Annotated in this window: 14 protein-coding genes; 4 read left to right on the plus strand and 10 right to left on the minus strand. The window is 59.9% G+C overall.

The genetic code is table 11. From position 1 onward, the window contains the following. Window positions 1-295: 295 nt before the first annotated feature. Complete coding sequence (locus tag ABLU87_RS23680; RefSeq protein ID WP_004131287.1) at window positions 296-469, plus strand: general stress protein; 174 nt, start codon at window positions 296-298, stop codon at window positions 467-469. Between the two features lie 235 nt (window positions 470-704). On the opposite strand, the gene rutG is transcribed toward ABLU87_RS23680, so the two are convergent. Genes rutG through rutA form a run of 7 tightly spaced genes read right to left on the minus strand, consistent with a single transcriptional unit; the run spans window position 705 to window position 6,126 of the window. Continuing rightward, a complete protein-coding gene (rutG, locus tag ABLU87_RS23685; RefSeq protein WP_122117786.1) occupies window positions 705-2,027 on the minus strand; it encodes a pyrimidine utilization transport protein G in 1,323 nt (440 codons plus the stop codon). Between the two features lie 21 nt (window positions 2,028-2,048). Next, window positions 2,049-2,543, minus strand: coding sequence for an NADH-dependent FMN reductase RutF (gene rutF / locus ABLU87_RS23690; RefSeq protein ID WP_004849801.1), 495 nt, complete (start codon window positions 2,541-2,543; stop codon window positions 2,049-2,051). 9 nt (window positions 2,544-2,552) lie between these two features. Then, window positions 2,553-3,143 carry a malonic semialdehyde reductase gene (locus ABLU87_RS23695; RefSeq protein WP_014228796.1) on the minus strand — a complete coding sequence of 197 codons (591 nt, stop codon included), beginning with the start codon at window positions 3,141-3,143 and terminating at the stop codon, window positions 2,553-2,555. Beyond that, the gene (gene rutD, locus ABLU87_RS23700; RefSeq protein WP_025106249.1) at window positions 3,140-3,943 is read right to left on the minus strand and encodes a pyrimidine utilization protein D; all 804 of its coding nucleotides are present in this window, start codon (window positions 3,941-3,943) and stop codon (window positions 3,140-3,142) included. Before rutD ends, ABLU87_RS23695 begins: the two co-directional genes overlap by 4 nt. After that, the gene (gene rutC, locus ABLU87_RS23705; RefSeq protein ID WP_004131297.1) at window positions 3,940-4,332 is read right to left on the minus strand and encodes a pyrimidine utilization protein C; all 393 of its coding nucleotides are present in this window, start codon (window positions 4,330-4,332) and stop codon (window positions 3,940-3,942) included. The genes rutD and rutC overlap by 4 nt, the downstream gene beginning before the upstream one ends. Beyond that, complete coding sequence (gene rutB / locus ABLU87_RS23710; RefSeq protein ID WP_025106250.1) at window positions 4,325-5,035, minus strand: pyrimidine utilization protein B; 711 nt, start codon at window positions 5,033-5,035, stop codon at window positions 4,325-4,327. Before rutB ends, rutC begins: the two co-directional genes overlap by 8 nt. After that, on the minus strand, window positions 5,035-6,126 hold the full coding sequence (rutA, locus tag ABLU87_RS23715) for a pyrimidine utilization protein A (protein WP_014228799.1): 1,092 nt from the start codon (window positions 6,124-6,126) through the stop codon (window positions 5,035-5,037). The genes rutB and rutA overlap by 1 nt, the downstream gene beginning before the upstream one ends. Window positions 6,127-6,410: 284 nt before the next feature. Here rutA and rutR point away from each other — a divergent pair, with 284 nt between their 5' ends. After that, on the plus strand, window positions 6,411-7,049 hold the full coding sequence (rutR, locus tag ABLU87_RS23720) for an HTH-type transcriptional regulator RutR (protein ID WP_004849813.1): 639 nt from the start codon (window positions 6,411-6,413) through the stop codon (window positions 7,047-7,049). On the opposite strand, the gene ABLU87_RS23725 is transcribed toward rutR, so the two are convergent. After that, complete coding sequence (locus ABLU87_RS23725) at window positions 7,046-7,441, minus strand: lysozyme inhibitor LprI family protein (RefSeq protein WP_014228800.1); 396 nt, start codon at window positions 7,439-7,441, stop codon at window positions 7,046-7,048. The genes rutR and ABLU87_RS23725 overlap by 4 nt on opposite strands. Before the next feature lie 192 nt (window positions 7,442-7,633). Next, complete coding sequence (putA, locus tag ABLU87_RS23730; protein ID WP_196942122.1) at window positions 7,634-11,596, minus strand: trifunctional transcriptional regulator/proline dehydrogenase/L-glutamate gamma-semialdehyde dehydrogenase; 3,963 nt, start codon at window positions 11,594-11,596, stop codon at window positions 7,634-7,636. Window positions 11,597-12,023: 427 nt separating this feature from the next. On the opposite strand from putA, the gene putP reads away from it, so the two are divergent. After that, window positions 12,024-13,532, plus strand: coding sequence for a sodium/proline symporter PutP (gene putP / locus ABLU87_RS23735; protein ID WP_025106252.1), 1,509 nt, complete (start codon window positions 12,024-12,026; stop codon window positions 13,530-13,532). Between the two features lie 112 nt (window positions 13,533-13,644). Then, window positions 13,645-14,079, plus strand: a complete 435-nt coding sequence (locus ABLU87_RS23740) for a DUF3574 domain-containing protein (protein WP_032749622.1) — start codon at window positions 13,645-13,647, stop codon at window positions 14,077-14,079. Between the two features lie 101 nt (window positions 14,080-14,180). On the opposite strand, the gene ABLU87_RS23745 is transcribed toward ABLU87_RS23740, so the two are convergent. After that, window positions 14,181-15,365, minus strand: coding sequence for a nucleoside transporter C-terminal domain-containing protein (locus tag ABLU87_RS23745; protein WP_014228804.1), 1,185 nt, complete (start codon window positions 15,363-15,365; stop codon window positions 14,181-14,183). Between the last annotated feature and the right edge of the window lie 5 nt (window positions 15,366-15,370).

Genomic DNA, 15,370 nt, shown 5'->3' on the forward strand with positions numbered 1-15,370 from the left:
AAATGCAACAATCATTTATTTGATTTATAACAATATTGCTAACATTCAGGGCTGTTGCAAAAAGATACATCTTCAGCGGCGCCATTTTAGGCTGTCATAAGAGTCGCTTAGCGCGCGTCCGGCGCAATAGCGGCAGTTCTTATACAAAATCTATTTCAGAATGTGACGATATCCACCCGGCACGGCTTTCCTTCGCTAACCTTAAAAGCACGTGATACGCAACCCGTATCGCGGAGGCCAGAGCCTCGTGTTTCACCTAATGCAGCATGATGTCTAACCTAAATGGAGGTCAGTAATGGCAAACCATCGTGGCGGTGCCGGCAACTTTGCCGAAGACCGTGAAAGAGCATCAGAAGCAGGTCGTAAAGGTGGCCAGCATAGCGGGGGGAACTTTAAAAACGATCCTCAACGCGCTTCCGAAGCGGGCAAGAAAGGGGGCAAAAACAGTCATGGTAGCCGCGAAAGCTAGCGCGCCGGATTGTTGCTGATGGGGGTTAATCTCCCGGGCCCGACCCCATCACCCTCGCCGCCGACGTCACGTCGGCGGTTTTTTTTCCACTTTGCAGGTTCCGCTGAGCGGGAGGAACGCCCGGCTCGCGGCGTAAACGCCTTAACCGGGCTACGGGTTGACGCTGTTTTGTAGCCCCGGTAAGCGCAGCGCGACCGGGGATTTCCCGGTACGGGTCTTCTGGCGTCGCACGCTTTCATACCGGGGTGACGTTGGTTTGCCCGGCCTCACGCGGACGGCGGTTAAGCAGAGCGTGGAGCAGGATCGCGCCGAAGGTGGCCGTCCCGATGCCGCCGAGGGTAAAGCCGCCGAGCGAAAGCGCGAAGTCGCCCGCCCCCAGCACCAGCGTCACCGCCACCATAATCAGATTTGCGTTCTGGCTCAAATCCACGCGGTTCTGCACCCAAATTCGCGCGCCCGCGACGGCAATCAGGCCAAACACCACAATCGATGCGCCGCCGATCACCGGTCCCGGAATGGTATGGATCAGCGCGCCGAATTTCGGTGAAAACCCAAGCAGCATCGCAATCAGCGCCGCCGCGACGAAGACCAGCGTCGAGTACACTTTGGTGACCGCCATCACGCCGATATTCTCCGCGTAGGTGGTCACACCGCTGCCGCCAACCGAGCCGGAGAGCATCGTTGCCAGTCCGTCGCCGACGAACGCGCGGCCCATATACGGGTCCATATTGCGCCCGGTCATCCCGGCAACCGCCTTCAGGTGGCCGAGGTTTTCCGCCACCAGAATCACCGCCACGGGAGCGATCAGCATCATTGCCTGGCCGTTAAAGGTCGGGGCGGTCATCTGCGGCAAACCGAACCACGCCGCCTGCTCAAGCAGGCTAAAATCCAGCGGCTTGCCCAGCCCGAGGCCGTTGGCCAGCAGCGCGTACAGCGCGCAGGCGATAATCAGCCCGACGAGGATCAGCAGCCGCTGCAGCATCCCGCGGGTAAACACCGCGACCAGGCCGATGCACAGCACCGTCAGCACCGCCATCCAACCGTCGAACGGCATTGCTGATACGCTGCGTACCGCGATGGGCGCGAGGTTAAGGCCTATCGCCATGACCACCGCGCCGGTGACTACCGGCGGCATCAGCCGCTCAATCCAGCGGGTGCCGATTTTCATCACCACCAGGCCAATCAGGGTATAAACCAGCCCGCAGAGGATAATGCCGCCCAGCGCGACGCTAAGGTGCGGGTTAAGCCCCTGGCCGTTGAAGCCGGTAACGGCGATGACCACGCCGACAAAGGCGGCGCTGGAGCCAAGGTAGCTCGGCACGCGCCCGCCGGTAACCAAAAAGAACAGCAGGGTGCCGATGCCGGACATCAGGATCGACAGATTGGGATCCAGCCCCATCAGGATTGGCATCAGAACGGTCGCGCCAAACATCGCCACCGCGTGCTGAACGCCCATCACCACGGTTTGCCCGACCGACAGCCGTTCATCGGGGGCCACGACGCCGGACGCGGCGGAGGGGGAGGTTAACTGCCAGCGAGGAAAATCGAAGAGAGCCATGATGAGATCCTGGGTTTAGGGTTAACAGGCTGGACGCATCAGCGTGTGGTAGCCGCGGTCGAACCACATCAGTCCGCGCGGTTCCGGATGGCGTACAATCGCCGCCACTTCGCAAAACAGGATGTCGTGAGTTCCGACGCTGACGATCTGGCTGATGCGGCAGTCGAAGCTGACCAGCGCCGCTTCCAGACGCGGACAGCCGGTCGCGCCGGTTTGCCAGTCGGCGGCGGCGAAGCGCTCCGCCATCGGCGTTTTACCGCCGAAAACGTTCGAGAGCTCTTCCTGGCCGGCCGCCAGGGTGTTGACGCACAGGGCCTGGTGCTGGCTGAAGATCGGCCACACCGAGGCGGAGCGATTCAGGCACACCAGCAGCGTGGGCGGCGCGTCGGTAACGCTGCAGACGGCGCTGGCGGTAAAGCCGGCGCGGCCTGCGGGACCATCGGTGGTGATGATGTTGACCGCCGCCCCGACGTGGGCCATGGCGTCGCGAAAGCTTTGTTTATCGGCAGTAGACATGCGGGCTCCTTATGCCAGCTGGCAGGCATCATCAAAAGGCAGACGCGGCAGGCGAGCGTACAGCTTGCCGGGATCGCCGTAGCCAATGTTAATCAGCAGGTTGCTTTTCCAGGCGCCGTCGGCAAAAAACGCCGCATCGACTTTTTCGCGGTCAAAGCCCGACATGGGGCCGGTGTCGAGGCCCAGCGCGCGGCAGGCGAAAATCAGGTACGCCGCCTGCAATGAACCGTTGCGAAATGCGGTCTCTTCCACCATCTGCGGGCTGGAGGTAAACCAGCTGCGGGCGTCGCCGTGAGGGAACAGCTCCGGCAGCCTGTCATAGAACGCGCTGTCCCAGGCGACGATAGCGGTGACCGGCGCCTGCAGGGTCTTCGCAACGTTGCCGCTCGACAGGGCCGGGCGCAGCTTCTCTTTGCCTTCCGGTGTGCGGATGAAAACGAAGCGCGCCGGGGAACAGTTAGCGGAGGTCGGTCCCATTTTCAGCAAGGCGTAGATTTCACGCAGCTGCTCGTCGCTGACCGGCCTGTCCAGCCAGCCGTTGTGGGTTCGGGCCTCGGTAAACAGCGCGGCGCAGGCGGCCGGGCTAATGGCTTCGCTCATAGATTCTCCTGGGGGACGGGCAGCATCGCGGCCAGCCCGTCGCATAAAATAGGGTTAAAGGTGGCGGTATCGGTGACGTTGCAGGCGTGGCCGCCCCAGGCCATTTCCGCCAGCTGGCTGCCGGGGATTGCCGCCTGCAGCACGCGGGAGCAGGAGGCCGGGACCAGCAGATCGTCAGCGGCGCTGATAATCAGCGTCGGGCAGGTTATCGCTGCCGCCCGCCGCGAAAAATCGGCCTGCTTGAGGGCGTTCAGCCTTTTCAGTAAATTCTCTTTGCCCTGGAAATGGCTGATGGCGAGCGCGTCTTCGGCCTCCAGCCGCGGCAGGCGAGAAGCCATCCACTCCGCCGGATAGAGGAACAGCGGCTGCGCTTCTACCCACGCCTGCGCGCCGCCCGCGTGCAGCAGGCGTTCGCGCACCAGAAAGCAGCGGCGGGTATGCGGGGAGAGCGTCAGCCAGCCGTTCACCAGCACCAGGGCGCTTATCGCTTCGGGATGGTCCAGCGCCAGCTGCAGACCGATCAGCGCGCCCAGGGCGTGACCGACCAGCGCAAAACGCACAATCCCCGCCGCCTGCAGCGCTGCGTTAAGCTCCTGCGCCATGGCCGCCATGCTGTAGCCGACGGGCAGCGGGCCGCCGTTTTCACCGGTGCCGTTATGGTCATAGCTCACCAGCTGATAGTGCGGTTCGAGCGCCGCCCGCTGCGGTAGCCAGTAGCCGCCCGCGCCGCCGAGCCCGGCGCTCAGAACCACCACCGGCGCGCCCGGATAAGGCGCCGGGGAGACATTTAGCTTCATCATGCCGGCTTCCCGATATGCGCGACGGTGGCTATTTCCACCAGCGCATCGGGCTTCACCAGCCCGCACTGAATGCAGAAACGCGCCGGTTTGTCGCCGGGGAAGAACTCCGCGTAGACCTCATTAATCGCGGCGTAGTTTTTCCAGTCGGTGATAAAGATGCTGTTGAAGGTCACATCCGCCATACTGCCCCCCGCCGTCTCGATAACGCTCTTGATGGTTTCCAGCACGTGGCGGGTTTGCGCCTTTGGGTCGCCGATATAAACCACGTTGTTTTGCTTATCGAACGGCAGGGTGCCGGAGACGTAAACCACGCCGTCGGCCAGCGTGCCCGGGACAAACGGGGCGATAGGCGTGGTGGTGCCTGGCGGAATAATCACCTGTTTAGGCATAACGTTTCTCCTCGGAAAAGGCGCGCGGCGCGGCGGGCTCAAGGGCGGTACAGAAGCTGGCGACATCGCTGACCCAGCCAAAGAAGGTTTCGATATTGAACAGCGCCGCCTGCTGGGCGAACGCCGGACCGGCCTGATGGGTGGCGTCTTCCAGCACGATACCGAAATACTCGAGGAAGAAGCCGTCGCGCAGGGTCGATTCCACGCAGACGTTGGTGGCAATACCGGTAAAGATCAGATGGCGGATGCCGCGGCTGCGCAGAATGCTGTCGAGCGCGGTGTTAAAGAAGCCGCTGTAGCGCGGTTTCGGCAGCACGATATCGCCGGGCTGCGGCTTAAGCTGATCGACCAGCTGATAGTCCCAGCCGCCTTTCGCCAGCAGCTTGCCCTGCAGCTCCGGGTTCTTTCGCATGGTTTTCAGCGCGTTGGATTTATGAAAATTCGGCGAACCGGGGCCGCCGGCCTCCACGTACTGGTCGTCCCAGCCGTTCTGGAACCAGATAATCAGCATCCCGGCGGCGCGCGCGGCGGCCACGGCGACGTTGATATTGTCGATAACCGGGCGGGTGGCGGAAACGTCAAATCCGGCGAGGTCGAGATAGCCGCCCTGGCTGGCGTAGGCGTTCTGCATATCGACAACGATCAGCGCGCTCTGCAGCGGCGCAAAGGTCAGGGATTCCGGGCGAGCGGGCAGGGTAATCATCAGGCAACCTCTTGAGTCATGGTGGCGATATGGTCGCGGCAGCGCATCAGCGGCTGAATGCGCTGACCAAAGGCTTCGATACCGATAAGGAAATCATCAAACGTCAGCAGCACGCCGTCGGTGCCGGGGACCGCCGCTACTTCGTCGAGCATGCGGGCGACGCTGGCGTAAGAGCCGACAAGGGTGCCCATATTGATGTTGACCGCCGAGGTGGGATCGGCCATCTGGCGCACGTTGGTGTCGCTGCCGGAGCGGGTGTCTTTCTGGCTCTGTTCGGTAAGCCACGCCAGCGCCTCGTCATCGGCGCCGGCTTTGTAATGCTCCCATTTGGCGCGGGCCGCCTCGTCGGTTTCGTCGGCAATCACCATAAACAGGACGTAGGAACCGACGTCGCGGCCGGTTTTTTCCGCCGCCTCCATCATCCGCGCGGCGGTGGGGGCGAAGGCGGCAGGGGTGTTGACCCCTTTGCCGAAGCAGAAGTTGTAGTCAGCGTGCCGGGCGGAGAACGCCATACCGGCGTCGCTTTGTCCGGCGCAGATCACTTTCATCGGCTGCGACGGCTGCGGGCTGACGCGGCAGTCGTTCATCGTGAAGTAGTCGCCTTTAAAGTCGCTGCGCCCGGTTCCCCACAGGTCGCGCAGCACCTGGACATATTCGGTGAGATAGTCGTAGCGGCTGGCGAAGTAGTCGTCGCCCGGCCAGATGCCCATCTGCTCGTATTCCGGCTTTTGCCAGCCGGTGACCAGATTGACGCCAAAGCGGCCGCCGGAGATAGAGTCGATAGTCGAGGCCATGCGCGCGACGATCGCCGGGGGCAGCGTCAGCGTGGCGGCGGTGGCGTAGATCTGAATGCGCGAAGTGACGGCCGCCAGTCCGGCCATCAGGGTGAAGGACTCCAGATTATGATCCCAGAATTCGGTCTTGCCGCCGAAGCCGCGCAGTTTAATCATCGACAGCGCGAAATCGAAGCCGTAGTGTTCGGCTTTTTGCACGATGGCCTTATTGAGCTCAAACGTCGGCATGTACTGGGGAGCATGGGTGGAAATCAGCCAGCCGTTATTACCAATCGGAACGAAGACACCAATTTTCATACCTACCTCTCTGCATGTCGTTGAACAAGAAGGCGCGGCGCTGCATCCTGCATCTCCCTCAATCACCTCGCCTGAAAGATAAAGCAAAGGCGATGCCAGTTTTGCAAAGGCTAATGTTATTAAGGTGTTGCTGGATGGTTGCTGAAAATAGCAGCAATAAAAGTGGACTGAATGGTCAAAATCGGTGCACGAAAAAACCGCAGTCGTGCGCAATCAGGGTGCAGAGAGTCGTGTCGGCGCTGGGCTTTTGCTATGCTGATGGCGTGAAAAGAAGGAGATAACGAATGGCACAGGGCGGCGTGAAAAAGATCGGCAAACGCTCACAGGCGGTGAGCGCGAAAAAAGAGGCTATCCTGGCCGCCGCGCTGGACGCGTTCTCGCAGTTTGGTATCCACGGTACCCGGCTTGAGCAGGTAGCCGAACTGGCCGGGGTATCGAAAACGAACCTGCTCTACTACTACCCGTCGAAAGAGGCGCTGTATATTGCCGTGCTGCAGCAGATTCTGGCTATCTGGCTGGCGCCGCTAAAGGCCTTCCGCGAAGATATCAGCCCGCTGGTGGCCATCGGCGAATATATCCGCCTTAAGCTGGAGGTTTCCCGCGATCACCCGCAGGCGTCAAGGCTGTTCTGCCTGGAGATGCTGCAGGGCGCGCCGCTGCTGATGGGCGAGCTGACCGGCGATCTGAAAGCGCTGGTGGATGAAAAGTCGGCGATTATTTCCGGCTGGGTCGAGAGCGGCAGGCTGGCGCCGGTTGACCCGCAGCATCTGATCTTTATGATCTGGGCGACCACACAGCATTACGCCGATTTCGCCACTCAGGTTGAGGCGGTAACCGGCGCGACGCTGCGCGATGAGGCGTTTTTTCAGCAAACCGTCGATAACGTCCAGCGGATGATTATCGAAGGGATTCGCGTACGTTAATTGGCGGGCGGCAGCGGGCAGCTCTGATCGCCATCCTCGCACTGCAGCAGCGAGGCGAGGAACGATTCGCGCTCGACGGTTTTATCGGACATGCACTGGTTGATCAGCATCGGCTGTACGCTGCCGCCTTCAGCGCCGGAGGCGAGGAATTGACAGTCGGCGTCGCGCAGGGCAATCCACGACAGCTGCGCTTTTTTCAGCAACTCCTGCTGCTTGCCGGAGGCGCGCTTCAGCGCTTCCTGATACGTTTCATTTAGTTTTTTGTCGTCAGCCTGGTACCGCTCGGCGGTGCACTGGTTCATTTCCGTTTGATTGCTGGCGTTGCTGCATTCGTCCGCCAGCGCATGGGTGCTTGCCAGCAGCGCGGCAAAAGCGAGTAAAGTGCGTTTCATTGGTCAACTCCCATAAAAAAAGCTCCCGTCCGGGAGCCTTAATTAACCACAGCCTGCGTCTGGTGTCATTAGCTGACGTTGTGCCGTCTGCTTTCCCGGGTGCGGCGCAAAGCGCCTTGCCCGGGCTACTGATAGTGCGGGCTGTGGTTGGGTAGCCCGGGTAAGGCATCAGCCGCAACCCGGGAAGCGGGCTTAGCCAATCGTCATCAGGCTGGCGTTGCCGCCGGCCGCGGCGGTATTGACGCTGAGCGAACGTTCAATATAGAGGCGCTCCAGCAGCAGATTGCTCTCGCCGCGGGCGAAGCCCTGCACCGACACGATCGCGCCATCGCGCGCCGCCACCTGTTCGCACAGCTCCCGCAGCTGATCGGAATCGCCGTGGTAGATAACCGCATCGAAAGGCTCGGTTGTCAGGGTTTCCGCTTTGGCGAAGTGGATCCGCGCGCTGACCTCACGCGGCAGCTTTTTCGCCAGCTCGCGCTGCAGAGGGGCGTCCGGCCACAGCACTTCGCAGCCAACGGCGGTCACGCCCGCCAGCTGGGTGAGCGCGTCCTGCTCATTATCGGCCACGCACAGCACGCGGTCGCGCGGCATAAAGGTCAGGGTGTTGCGCTCGCCGGTTGGCCCCGGCAGCAGACGCTGGGTTCCGGCCTGCGCCTGCTCGCTGAACTGCTGGCACAAAGCCTGCAGCTCCGGGCGATCCGCCGCCCACTGCTGTAAAGCGACCAGCGGTTTTTCCAGCAGCGTCTTCAGCTGCGCGTCCAGCGGATACTCCGCGTCCTGGCGGGCGAGGGTAATCCCGACGGCGTTCTGCGGGCGGCTGGAGAGCAGTCGATACAGATACAGCGGGCCGCCGGCTTTTGGACCCGTACCCGACAGGCCCTCGCCGCCGAACGGCTGCACGCCGACCACGGCGCCGACCATATTACGGTTGACGTACAGGTTGCCGACGTTGGCGCTGCCGGTGACCTGAGCGATGGTTTCGTCAATACGGGTATGCACGCCGAGGGTCAGACCGTAGCCGGAGGCGTTAATCTGTTTGACCAGCCCGTCCAGCTCGTTGCGGTTATAGCGCACTACGTGCAGCACCGGGCCGAAGACCTCTTTTTTCAGCTCATCGAAGCTGTCGAGCTCAATGAGCGTCGGCGGAACGAAAGTACCGCTGGTCCACTCGCGGGAATCTTCGCCGGTTTCGCGCACCGCCTGGAAGACTTTGCGCCCTTTGGCGCGCAGCGTCTGGATGTGGCGCTCAATATTCTCTTTGGCTTCGGCGTCAATCACCGGCCCGATATCGGTGGTCAGACGGCCCGGATTGCCCATCCGGCACTCGGCCATCGCGCCGCGCAGCATGGTCAGCGTATGATCGGCGATATCATCCTGCAGGCAGAGTACGCGCAGGGCGGAGCAGCGCTGCCCCGCGCTGTCGAACGCCGAGGCGAGCACGTCGACAACCACCTGCTCGGTTAATGCTGAAGAGTCGACGATCATCGCGTTCATGCCGCCGGTTTCGGCGATCAGCGGCGTCGGACGACCCTGAGCATCCAGCCGGCTGGCGATATTGCGCTGCAGTAGGGTGGCGACTTCGGTTGAGCCGGTAAACATCACGCCGCGTACGCGCTCGTCGGAAGTCAGCGCGGCGCCAACGGTTTCCCCGCGGCCCGGCAGCAGCTGAATAACCCCCGGCGGTACGCCCGCTTCCAGCAGGATCGCCACGCCCTGAGCGGCGATGAGCGGCGTCTGCTCGGCCGGTTTTGCCAGCACGGTATTGCCTGCCGCCAGCGCGGCGGCAATTTGTCCGCTAAAGATCGCCAGCGGGAAGTTCCACGGGCTGATACAGACGACCGGGCCCAGCGGGCGATGGGTTTCGTTGTCAAAATCGTTGCGCACCTGACCGGCGTAGTAGTGGAGGAAGTCCACCGCTTCGCGCACTTCGGCAATGGCGTTACTGAAGGTTTTCCCCGCTTCGCGCACCAGGATGCCCATCAGGGTCGGCATCTGGCCTTCCATCAGCACCGCGGCGCGTTCGAGGATCGCCGCGCGCTCCTGCGGCGGGGTGGCGAACCAGATTGGCGCGTTGTTAACCGCGCTGGTCAGCGCCTGCTGAACTTCGTCCTCGCTGGCTTCGCGCACGTAGCCGACGATATCTTTTGGCTCTGCCGGGTTCACGACCGGCTGCATTTCGCCTTCGGCCACCGGGTGCTCCAGCATCGGCAGCGCCTGCCATTTATGCAGCGCGCTGTTTAATAACGAGGAGGAGAGGGAGGCCAGACGATGCTCGTTGGCGAGATCCAGACCGGCTGAATTGCTGCGGTCTTTGCCGTAAAGGTCGCGCGGCAGCGGGATTTTCGGGTGCGGAAGACCCACCTGGCCCTCCTGCTGGGCCAGTTTTTCCACCGCGGCGACCGGGTCGGCAACCAGTTCATCCAGCGGCAGGGTGCTGTCGGCGATCCGGTTAACAAACGAGGTGTTGGCGCCGTTTTCCAGCAGACGACGCACAAGGTAGGCCAGCAGCGTTTCGTGGGTGCCGACCGGCGCGTAGATACGGCACGGGCGGTTGAGTTTGCCATCGGCGACTTTACCGGTCACCTGCTCGTACAGCGGCTCGCCCATGCCGTGCAGGCACTGGAATTCGTACTGTCCCGGGTAGTAGTTCTGCCCGGCCAGCTGATAAATTGCCGCCAGGGTGTGGGCGTTATGGGTCGCGAACTGCGGATAGATCAGGCTCGGCACCGCCAGCAGCTTTTTCGCACAGGCCAGATAGGAGACGTCGGTGTAGACCTTGCGGGTATAGACCGGATAGCCTTCGAGACCGTCCATCTGCGCGCGTTTGATTTCGCTGTCCCAGTAGGCGCCTTTGACCAGACGAATCATCAGGCGGCGACGGCTGCGGGTCGCGAGGTCGATCAGGTAGTCAATCACGAACGGGCAGCGTTTCTGATAGGCCTGGATCACAAAGCCAATCCCGTTCCAGCCCGCCAGCTCCGGTTCAAAGCAGAGTTTTTCCAGCAGATCGAGAGAGATCTCCAGGCGATCGGCCTCTTCGGCGTCAATGTTGATACCGATATCGTACTGGCGCGCCAGCAGGGTCAGCGATTTCAGGCGCGGGTAAAGCTCTTCCATCGCGCGGTCGTACTGGGCGCGGCTGTAGCGCGGGTGCAGCGCGGAGAGCTTAATCGAAATGCCCGGTCCTTCATAAATGCCCCGTCCGTTGGAGGCTTTGCCGATGGCGTGGATCGCCTGCTGGTAGGAGACCATATAGGCCTGAGCATCGTCGGCGGTCAGCGCCGCTTCGCCCAGCATATCGTAGGAGTAGCGGAAGCCTTTGTCTTCCAGCTTGCGGGCGTTGGCCAGCGCTTCGGCGATGGTTTCGCCGGTGACGAACTGCTCGCCCATCAGGCGCATCGCCATATCGACGCCTTTACGAATCAGCGGTTCGCCGCTTTTGCCGATAATACGGTTCAGCGAGCGCGACAGGCTGGTTTCGTTGTGGGTCGAGACCAGCTTGCCGGTAAACAGCAGCCCCCAGGTGGCGGCGTTGACGAACAGCGACGGGCTGCGGCCGATATGCGACTGCCAGTTGCCGTTGCTGATTTTGTCGCGGATCAGGGCATCGCGGGTGGCTTTGTCGGGAATGCGCAGCAGCGCTTCTGCCAGGCACATCAGGGCCACGCCTTCCTGCGAGGAGAGCGAGAACTCCTGCAGCAGGCTCTGCACCATTCCGGCGCGGCCGCTGGCGGTTTTCTGATTGCGCAGCTTCTCCGCCAGCTGATAGGCGAGCTTGTGCGCCTGTTCGCCGAGAGTCTGCGGCAGGCGAGCCTGCTCCAGCAGCATCGGCACGGCGTCGGTTTCGGCCCAGCGCCAGGCGGCGGTGATCGACGCGCGGGAAACGGACTGCGGCAGGATCTGCTCGGCGAAATCGAGGAAGGGCTGATAAGGTTCGTCAGCCTGATGACCGGCCTCATCGCTTTCGTTCGCCGCGCCGGACAGCAGCGCCGGCAGCTCCGGCAGCGTCTCGTCGTTTTCCAGCTTTTCCAGATAGTTGAAAATGGCCTGTTTAATCAGCCAGTGCGGCGTGCGGTCAATACGGCTCGCCGCGGATTTAATGCGTTCACGCGTCGCGTCGTCAAGTTTTACACCCATGGTGGTGGTGCCCATGTCAGGAACTCCTGTAATAGAACGTCTTCGTGCCAAGATGAGGTTGCGTAGAAATATCTACCATGTTGCAACTTTGTGCAACCTTGTTAATTGAGAATTGTGTGGCAGGTAGAAAAACGCCGTGAATGTTAAAAATGATGATGAAAATAGCAGGTATTTATCCCCTGTCTAATAAGGTATTTCTATGCGTCACTTAACACTTTTGCGTGGTGCAACCGCTAAAAACGTGAGAGAGTGCAACCTATAACAAAATGAAGTTTGGTCCCGGAAGCATTTCGTGTAAATGCTGTGTTAAATCGTTTGTGAAAAAACAAAGCTTCCGTCAGGATACGGTCGCCCAATACAACCAATAGGCCATTGCCCCGTTCCGGTAGTGGATAAAACGACAAATTTGGATGCTGTCGACAAAAATTCTGGAGATTTTTACATGGCTATTAGCACACCCATGTTGGTGACTTTTATTGTTTATATTTTTGGCATGGTACTCATCGGCTTTATTGCCTGGCGCTCGACAAAGAACTTTGATGATTATATTCTCGGCGGCCGCAGCCTTGGCCCATTTGTCACCGCGCTCTCCGCCGGAGCCTCCGATATGAGCGGCTGGCTGCTGATGGGGCTACCGGGGGCGATATTTATTTCCGGTATTTCCGAAAGCTGGATTGCCATTGGCCTGACGTTAGGCGCATGGATTAACTGGAAGCTGGTGGCGGGGCGTTTGCGGGTCCATACCGAGGCGAATAATAACGCCCTGACGCTGCCGGATTATTTCACCGGCCGTTTTGAAGATAAAAGCCGCGTGCTGCGAATTATCTCGGCGCTGGTCATTTTGTTATTTTTCACCATCTATTGCGCTTCCGGTATTGTGGCCGGCGCGCGTCTGTTTGAAAGCACCTTTGGCATGAGCTACGAAACCGCGCTGTGGGCCGGGGCGGCGGCAACCATTATTTATACCTTTGTCGGCGGCTTCCTCGCGGTAAGCTGGACCGATACCGTTCAGGCCAGCCTGATGATATTCGCCCTGATCCTGACGCCGGTGATGGTGGTGATTTCCGTCGGCGGGTTTGGCGATTCCCTGGAAGTGATTAAGCAAAAGAGCATTGAGAACGTTGATATGCTCAAGGGCCTGAACTTCGTGGCGATTATTTCGCTGATGGGCTGGGGCCTGGGCTATTTTGGTCAGCCGCATATTCTGGCGCGCTTTATGGCGGCGGATTCGCATCACAGCATCGTTCACGCCCGTCGCATCAGCATGACCTGGATGATCCTCTGCCTGGCGGGTGCCTGTTCCGTCGGCTTCTTCGGTATTGCCTACTTCAATAACAACCCGGCCGTTGCCGGTGCGGTTAATCAGAACGCCGAACGCGTCTTTATCGAACTGGCGCAGATTCTGTTCAACCCGTGGATTGCCGGGATCCTGCTGTCGGCGATTCTGGCGGCGGTGATGTCCACCCTGAGCTGCCAGCTGCTGGTGTGCTCAAGCGCGATTACTGAAGATCTGTATAAAGCGTTTTTGCGTAAAAATGCCGGACAGAAAGAGCTGGTATGGATAGGACGCTTTATGGTGCTGCTCGTCGCGTTAATTGCGATCGCCCTGGCGGCCAACCCGGAAAACCGCGTGCTGGGTCTGGTGAGCTACGCATGGGCTGGCTTTGGCGCGGCGTTTGGCCCGGTGGTGCTGTTCTCGGTGATGTGGTCACGAATGACCCGTAACGGTGCGCTGGCCGGGATGATCATCGGCGCCTTAACGGTCATTATCTGGAAGCAGTTCGGCTGGCTGGGCCTGTATGAAATCATCCCAGGCTTTATCTTTGGTAGCCTGGGGATTGTGGTCTTCAGCCTGCTGGGTAAAGCGCCCTCCGCCGAGATGCAGCGACGCTTCGCCGAAGCGGACGCCCATTATCACTCCGCGCCGCCGGTGCGCGCGACCGCCGAGTAATCCTCTGCAACCCCATCAAGCCCGCGTAATGCGGGCTTTGTTATTTATGCCTCTTGCTAATGGCTTGAAAATACGCTGATATCTCAGCACAAATAACAATGAGGGTAGCAAAATGAGTTTCAAACAGGGTGCAGTGGCGCTGGTACTGGCAGGGATATTAAGCGGTTGCGTAGCGCCTGCCGCGAAGAGGGCTCCGGCGGCGGACGCTAACGCCTGCCCGGCGGATAACGCCATGGTGCAAACCACGCTTTATTTCGGCTTAAGCCGTCCGGCCGGGAAGGATATTACCGCGCAGGAGTGGCAGCAGTTCGTTGACCGCGACGTGACGCCGCGCTTTCGCGATGGCCTGACGGTCTTTGACGCGCGCGGGCAGTGGCTGGGCAATGACGGTACCGTGGCGCGCGAGCAGAGCAAAGCGCTGATGCTGATTCACGGCAAAGATGCGAAGAGCGAAGAGGGGATTGAGGCGCTGCGCACGACCTATAAATCACGCTTTGCGCAGGAGTCGGTGATGCGCGTTGACCAGCCGGTCTGCGTACATTTTTAATTTGAATCAGGTGATATTCCCGGGTTGCGGCTAACGCCTTACCCGGGCTACATAGCTACGCGGGCCTGTTACCCCGGGGTAACAGGCCAAACGCGCTTCGGTTACAGTACCAGCCCCGCAAAGCTGGCGGAGAGCAGGCTGACCAGCGTTGCGCCATACACCAGGCGCAGGCCGAAGCGGGAAACGATATTCCCCTGCTGCTCGTTCAGGCCTTTAATCGCCCCGGCGATAATGCCGATAGAGGCAAAGTTGGCGAAGGAAACCAGGAACACGGATAAAATTCCCAGCCCGCGCGGCGTCATGCTGGCGGCTATTTTTTGCAGCTCAATCATAGCGACAAATTCATTGGCCACCAGTTTCGTCGCCATAATACTCCCGGCGTTCAGCGCATCGCTAAGCGGAATGCCAATCAGCCACGCCAGGGGATAAAAGACGTAGCCGAGGATCTGCTGGAAGCTCAGGCCAAATATCGTGGCGAACAGGGCATTTATGGCGCTAATTAAGGCGATAAAACCAATCAGCATCGCCAGAATAATCATCGCGACTTTAAAACCGGCCAGAATATATTCACCGAGCATTTCAAAGAAGCTCTGGGATTCATGCAGTTTTTCAAGCTTGATCTCCTCCTCGCTGCCCGGACGCGTCGGGTTAATGATCGACAGCACAATAAAGGTGCTGAACATATTCAGGATCAGCGCGGCAACGACGTATTTCGCGTCGAGCATACTCATATAAGCGCCGACGATGGAGAGCGACACCGTCGACATCGCGGTGGCCGACATGGTGAACAGGCGGCGGGAAGAGAGATCGCCGAGCACGCCTTTATAGGCAATAAAGTTCTCTGATTGACCGAGAATCAGCGAACTGACCGCGTTGAAGGACTCCAGCTTACCCATACCGTTAACCTTTGACAGCAGGGTGCCAATCAGGCGAATAAAAATTGGCAGAATACGCCAGTGCTGAAGAATACCGATGAGCGCGGAGATAAAGACAATGGGGCACAGCACGCCAAGGAAAATAAACGCCAGCCCTTTTTCACTCATGCCGCCAAATACAAAGTTGGTGCCTTCGGCGGCAAAGCCGAGCAGTGATTCAAAGAAGGATGCGATATTTTTCACTAGCCACAGGCCGCTTTCGGCGTGGAGAAAAAAGAAAGCCAGGGCAACTTCAATAATAATTAACTGGATAATATAGCGAATGCGGATTTTTTTACGGTCGTAGCTGGCAAGCCAGGCAAGGGCGAGGATAACCACCAGCGCCAGCAGGAAGTGCAAGAATTGAGTCATGTCGT

It is taken from the genome of Klebsiella sp. CB_Kp196 (genome assembly GCF_040061575.1).
Classification (GTDB): Bacteria; Pseudomonadota; Gammaproteobacteria; order Enterobacterales; family Enterobacteriaceae; genus Klebsiella; species Klebsiella michiganensis.

Excerpts from the sequence above, each read along its gene's own strand:
- ABLU87_RS23740 (WP_032749622.1), top strand. The coding sequence starts at position 13,645 with ATGAGTTTCAAACAGGGTGCAGTGGCGCTGGTACTGGCAGGGATATTA.
- rutA (WP_014228799.1), bottom strand. The coding sequence starts at position 6,126 with ATGAAAATTGGTGTCTTCGTTCCGATTGGTAATAACGGCTGGCTGATT.
- putA (WP_196942122.1), bottom strand. The coding sequence starts at position 11,596 with ATGGGCACCACCACCATGGGTGTAAAACTTGACGACGCGACGCGTGAA.
- ABLU87_RS23695 (WP_014228796.1), bottom strand. The coding sequence starts at position 3,143 with ATGAGCGAAGCCATTAGCCCGGCCGCCTGCGCCGCGCTGTTTACCGAG.
- ABLU87_RS23680 (WP_004131287.1), top strand. The coding sequence starts at position 296 with ATGGCAAACCATCGTGGCGGTGCCGGCAACTTTGCCGAAGACCGTGAA.
- ABLU87_RS23725 (WP_014228800.1), bottom strand. The coding sequence starts at position 7,441 with ATGAAACGCACTTTACTCGCTTTTGCCGCGCTGCTGGCAAGCACCCAT.
- rutR (WP_004849813.1), top strand. The coding sequence starts at position 6,411 with ATGGCACAGGGCGGCGTGAAAAAGATCGGCAAACGCTCACAGGCGGTG.
- rutF (WP_004849801.1), bottom strand. The coding sequence starts at position 2,543 with ATGTCTACTGCCGATAAACAAAGCTTTCGCGACGCCATGGCCCACGTC.
- rutB (WP_025106250.1), bottom strand. The coding sequence starts at position 5,035 with ATGATTACCCTGCCCGCTCGCCCGGAATCCCTGACCTTTGCGCCGCTG.
- rutD (WP_025106249.1), bottom strand. The coding sequence starts at position 3,943 with ATGATGAAGCTAAATGTCTCCCCGGCGCCTTATCCGGGCGCGCCGGTG.
- rutG (WP_122117786.1), bottom strand. The coding sequence starts at position 2,027 with ATGGCTCTCTTCGATTTTCCTCGCTGGCAGTTAACCTCCCCCTCCGCC.
- putP (WP_025106252.1), top strand. The coding sequence starts at position 12,024 with ATGGCTATTAGCACACCCATGTTGGTGACTTTTATTGTTTATATTTTT.
- rutC (WP_004131297.1), bottom strand. The coding sequence starts at position 4,332 with ATGCCTAAACAGGTGATTATTCCGCCAGGCACCACCACGCCTATCGCC.
- ABLU87_RS23745 (WP_014228804.1), bottom strand. The coding sequence starts at position 15,365 with ATGACTCAATTCTTGCACTTCCTGCTGGCGCTGGTGGTTATCCTCGCC.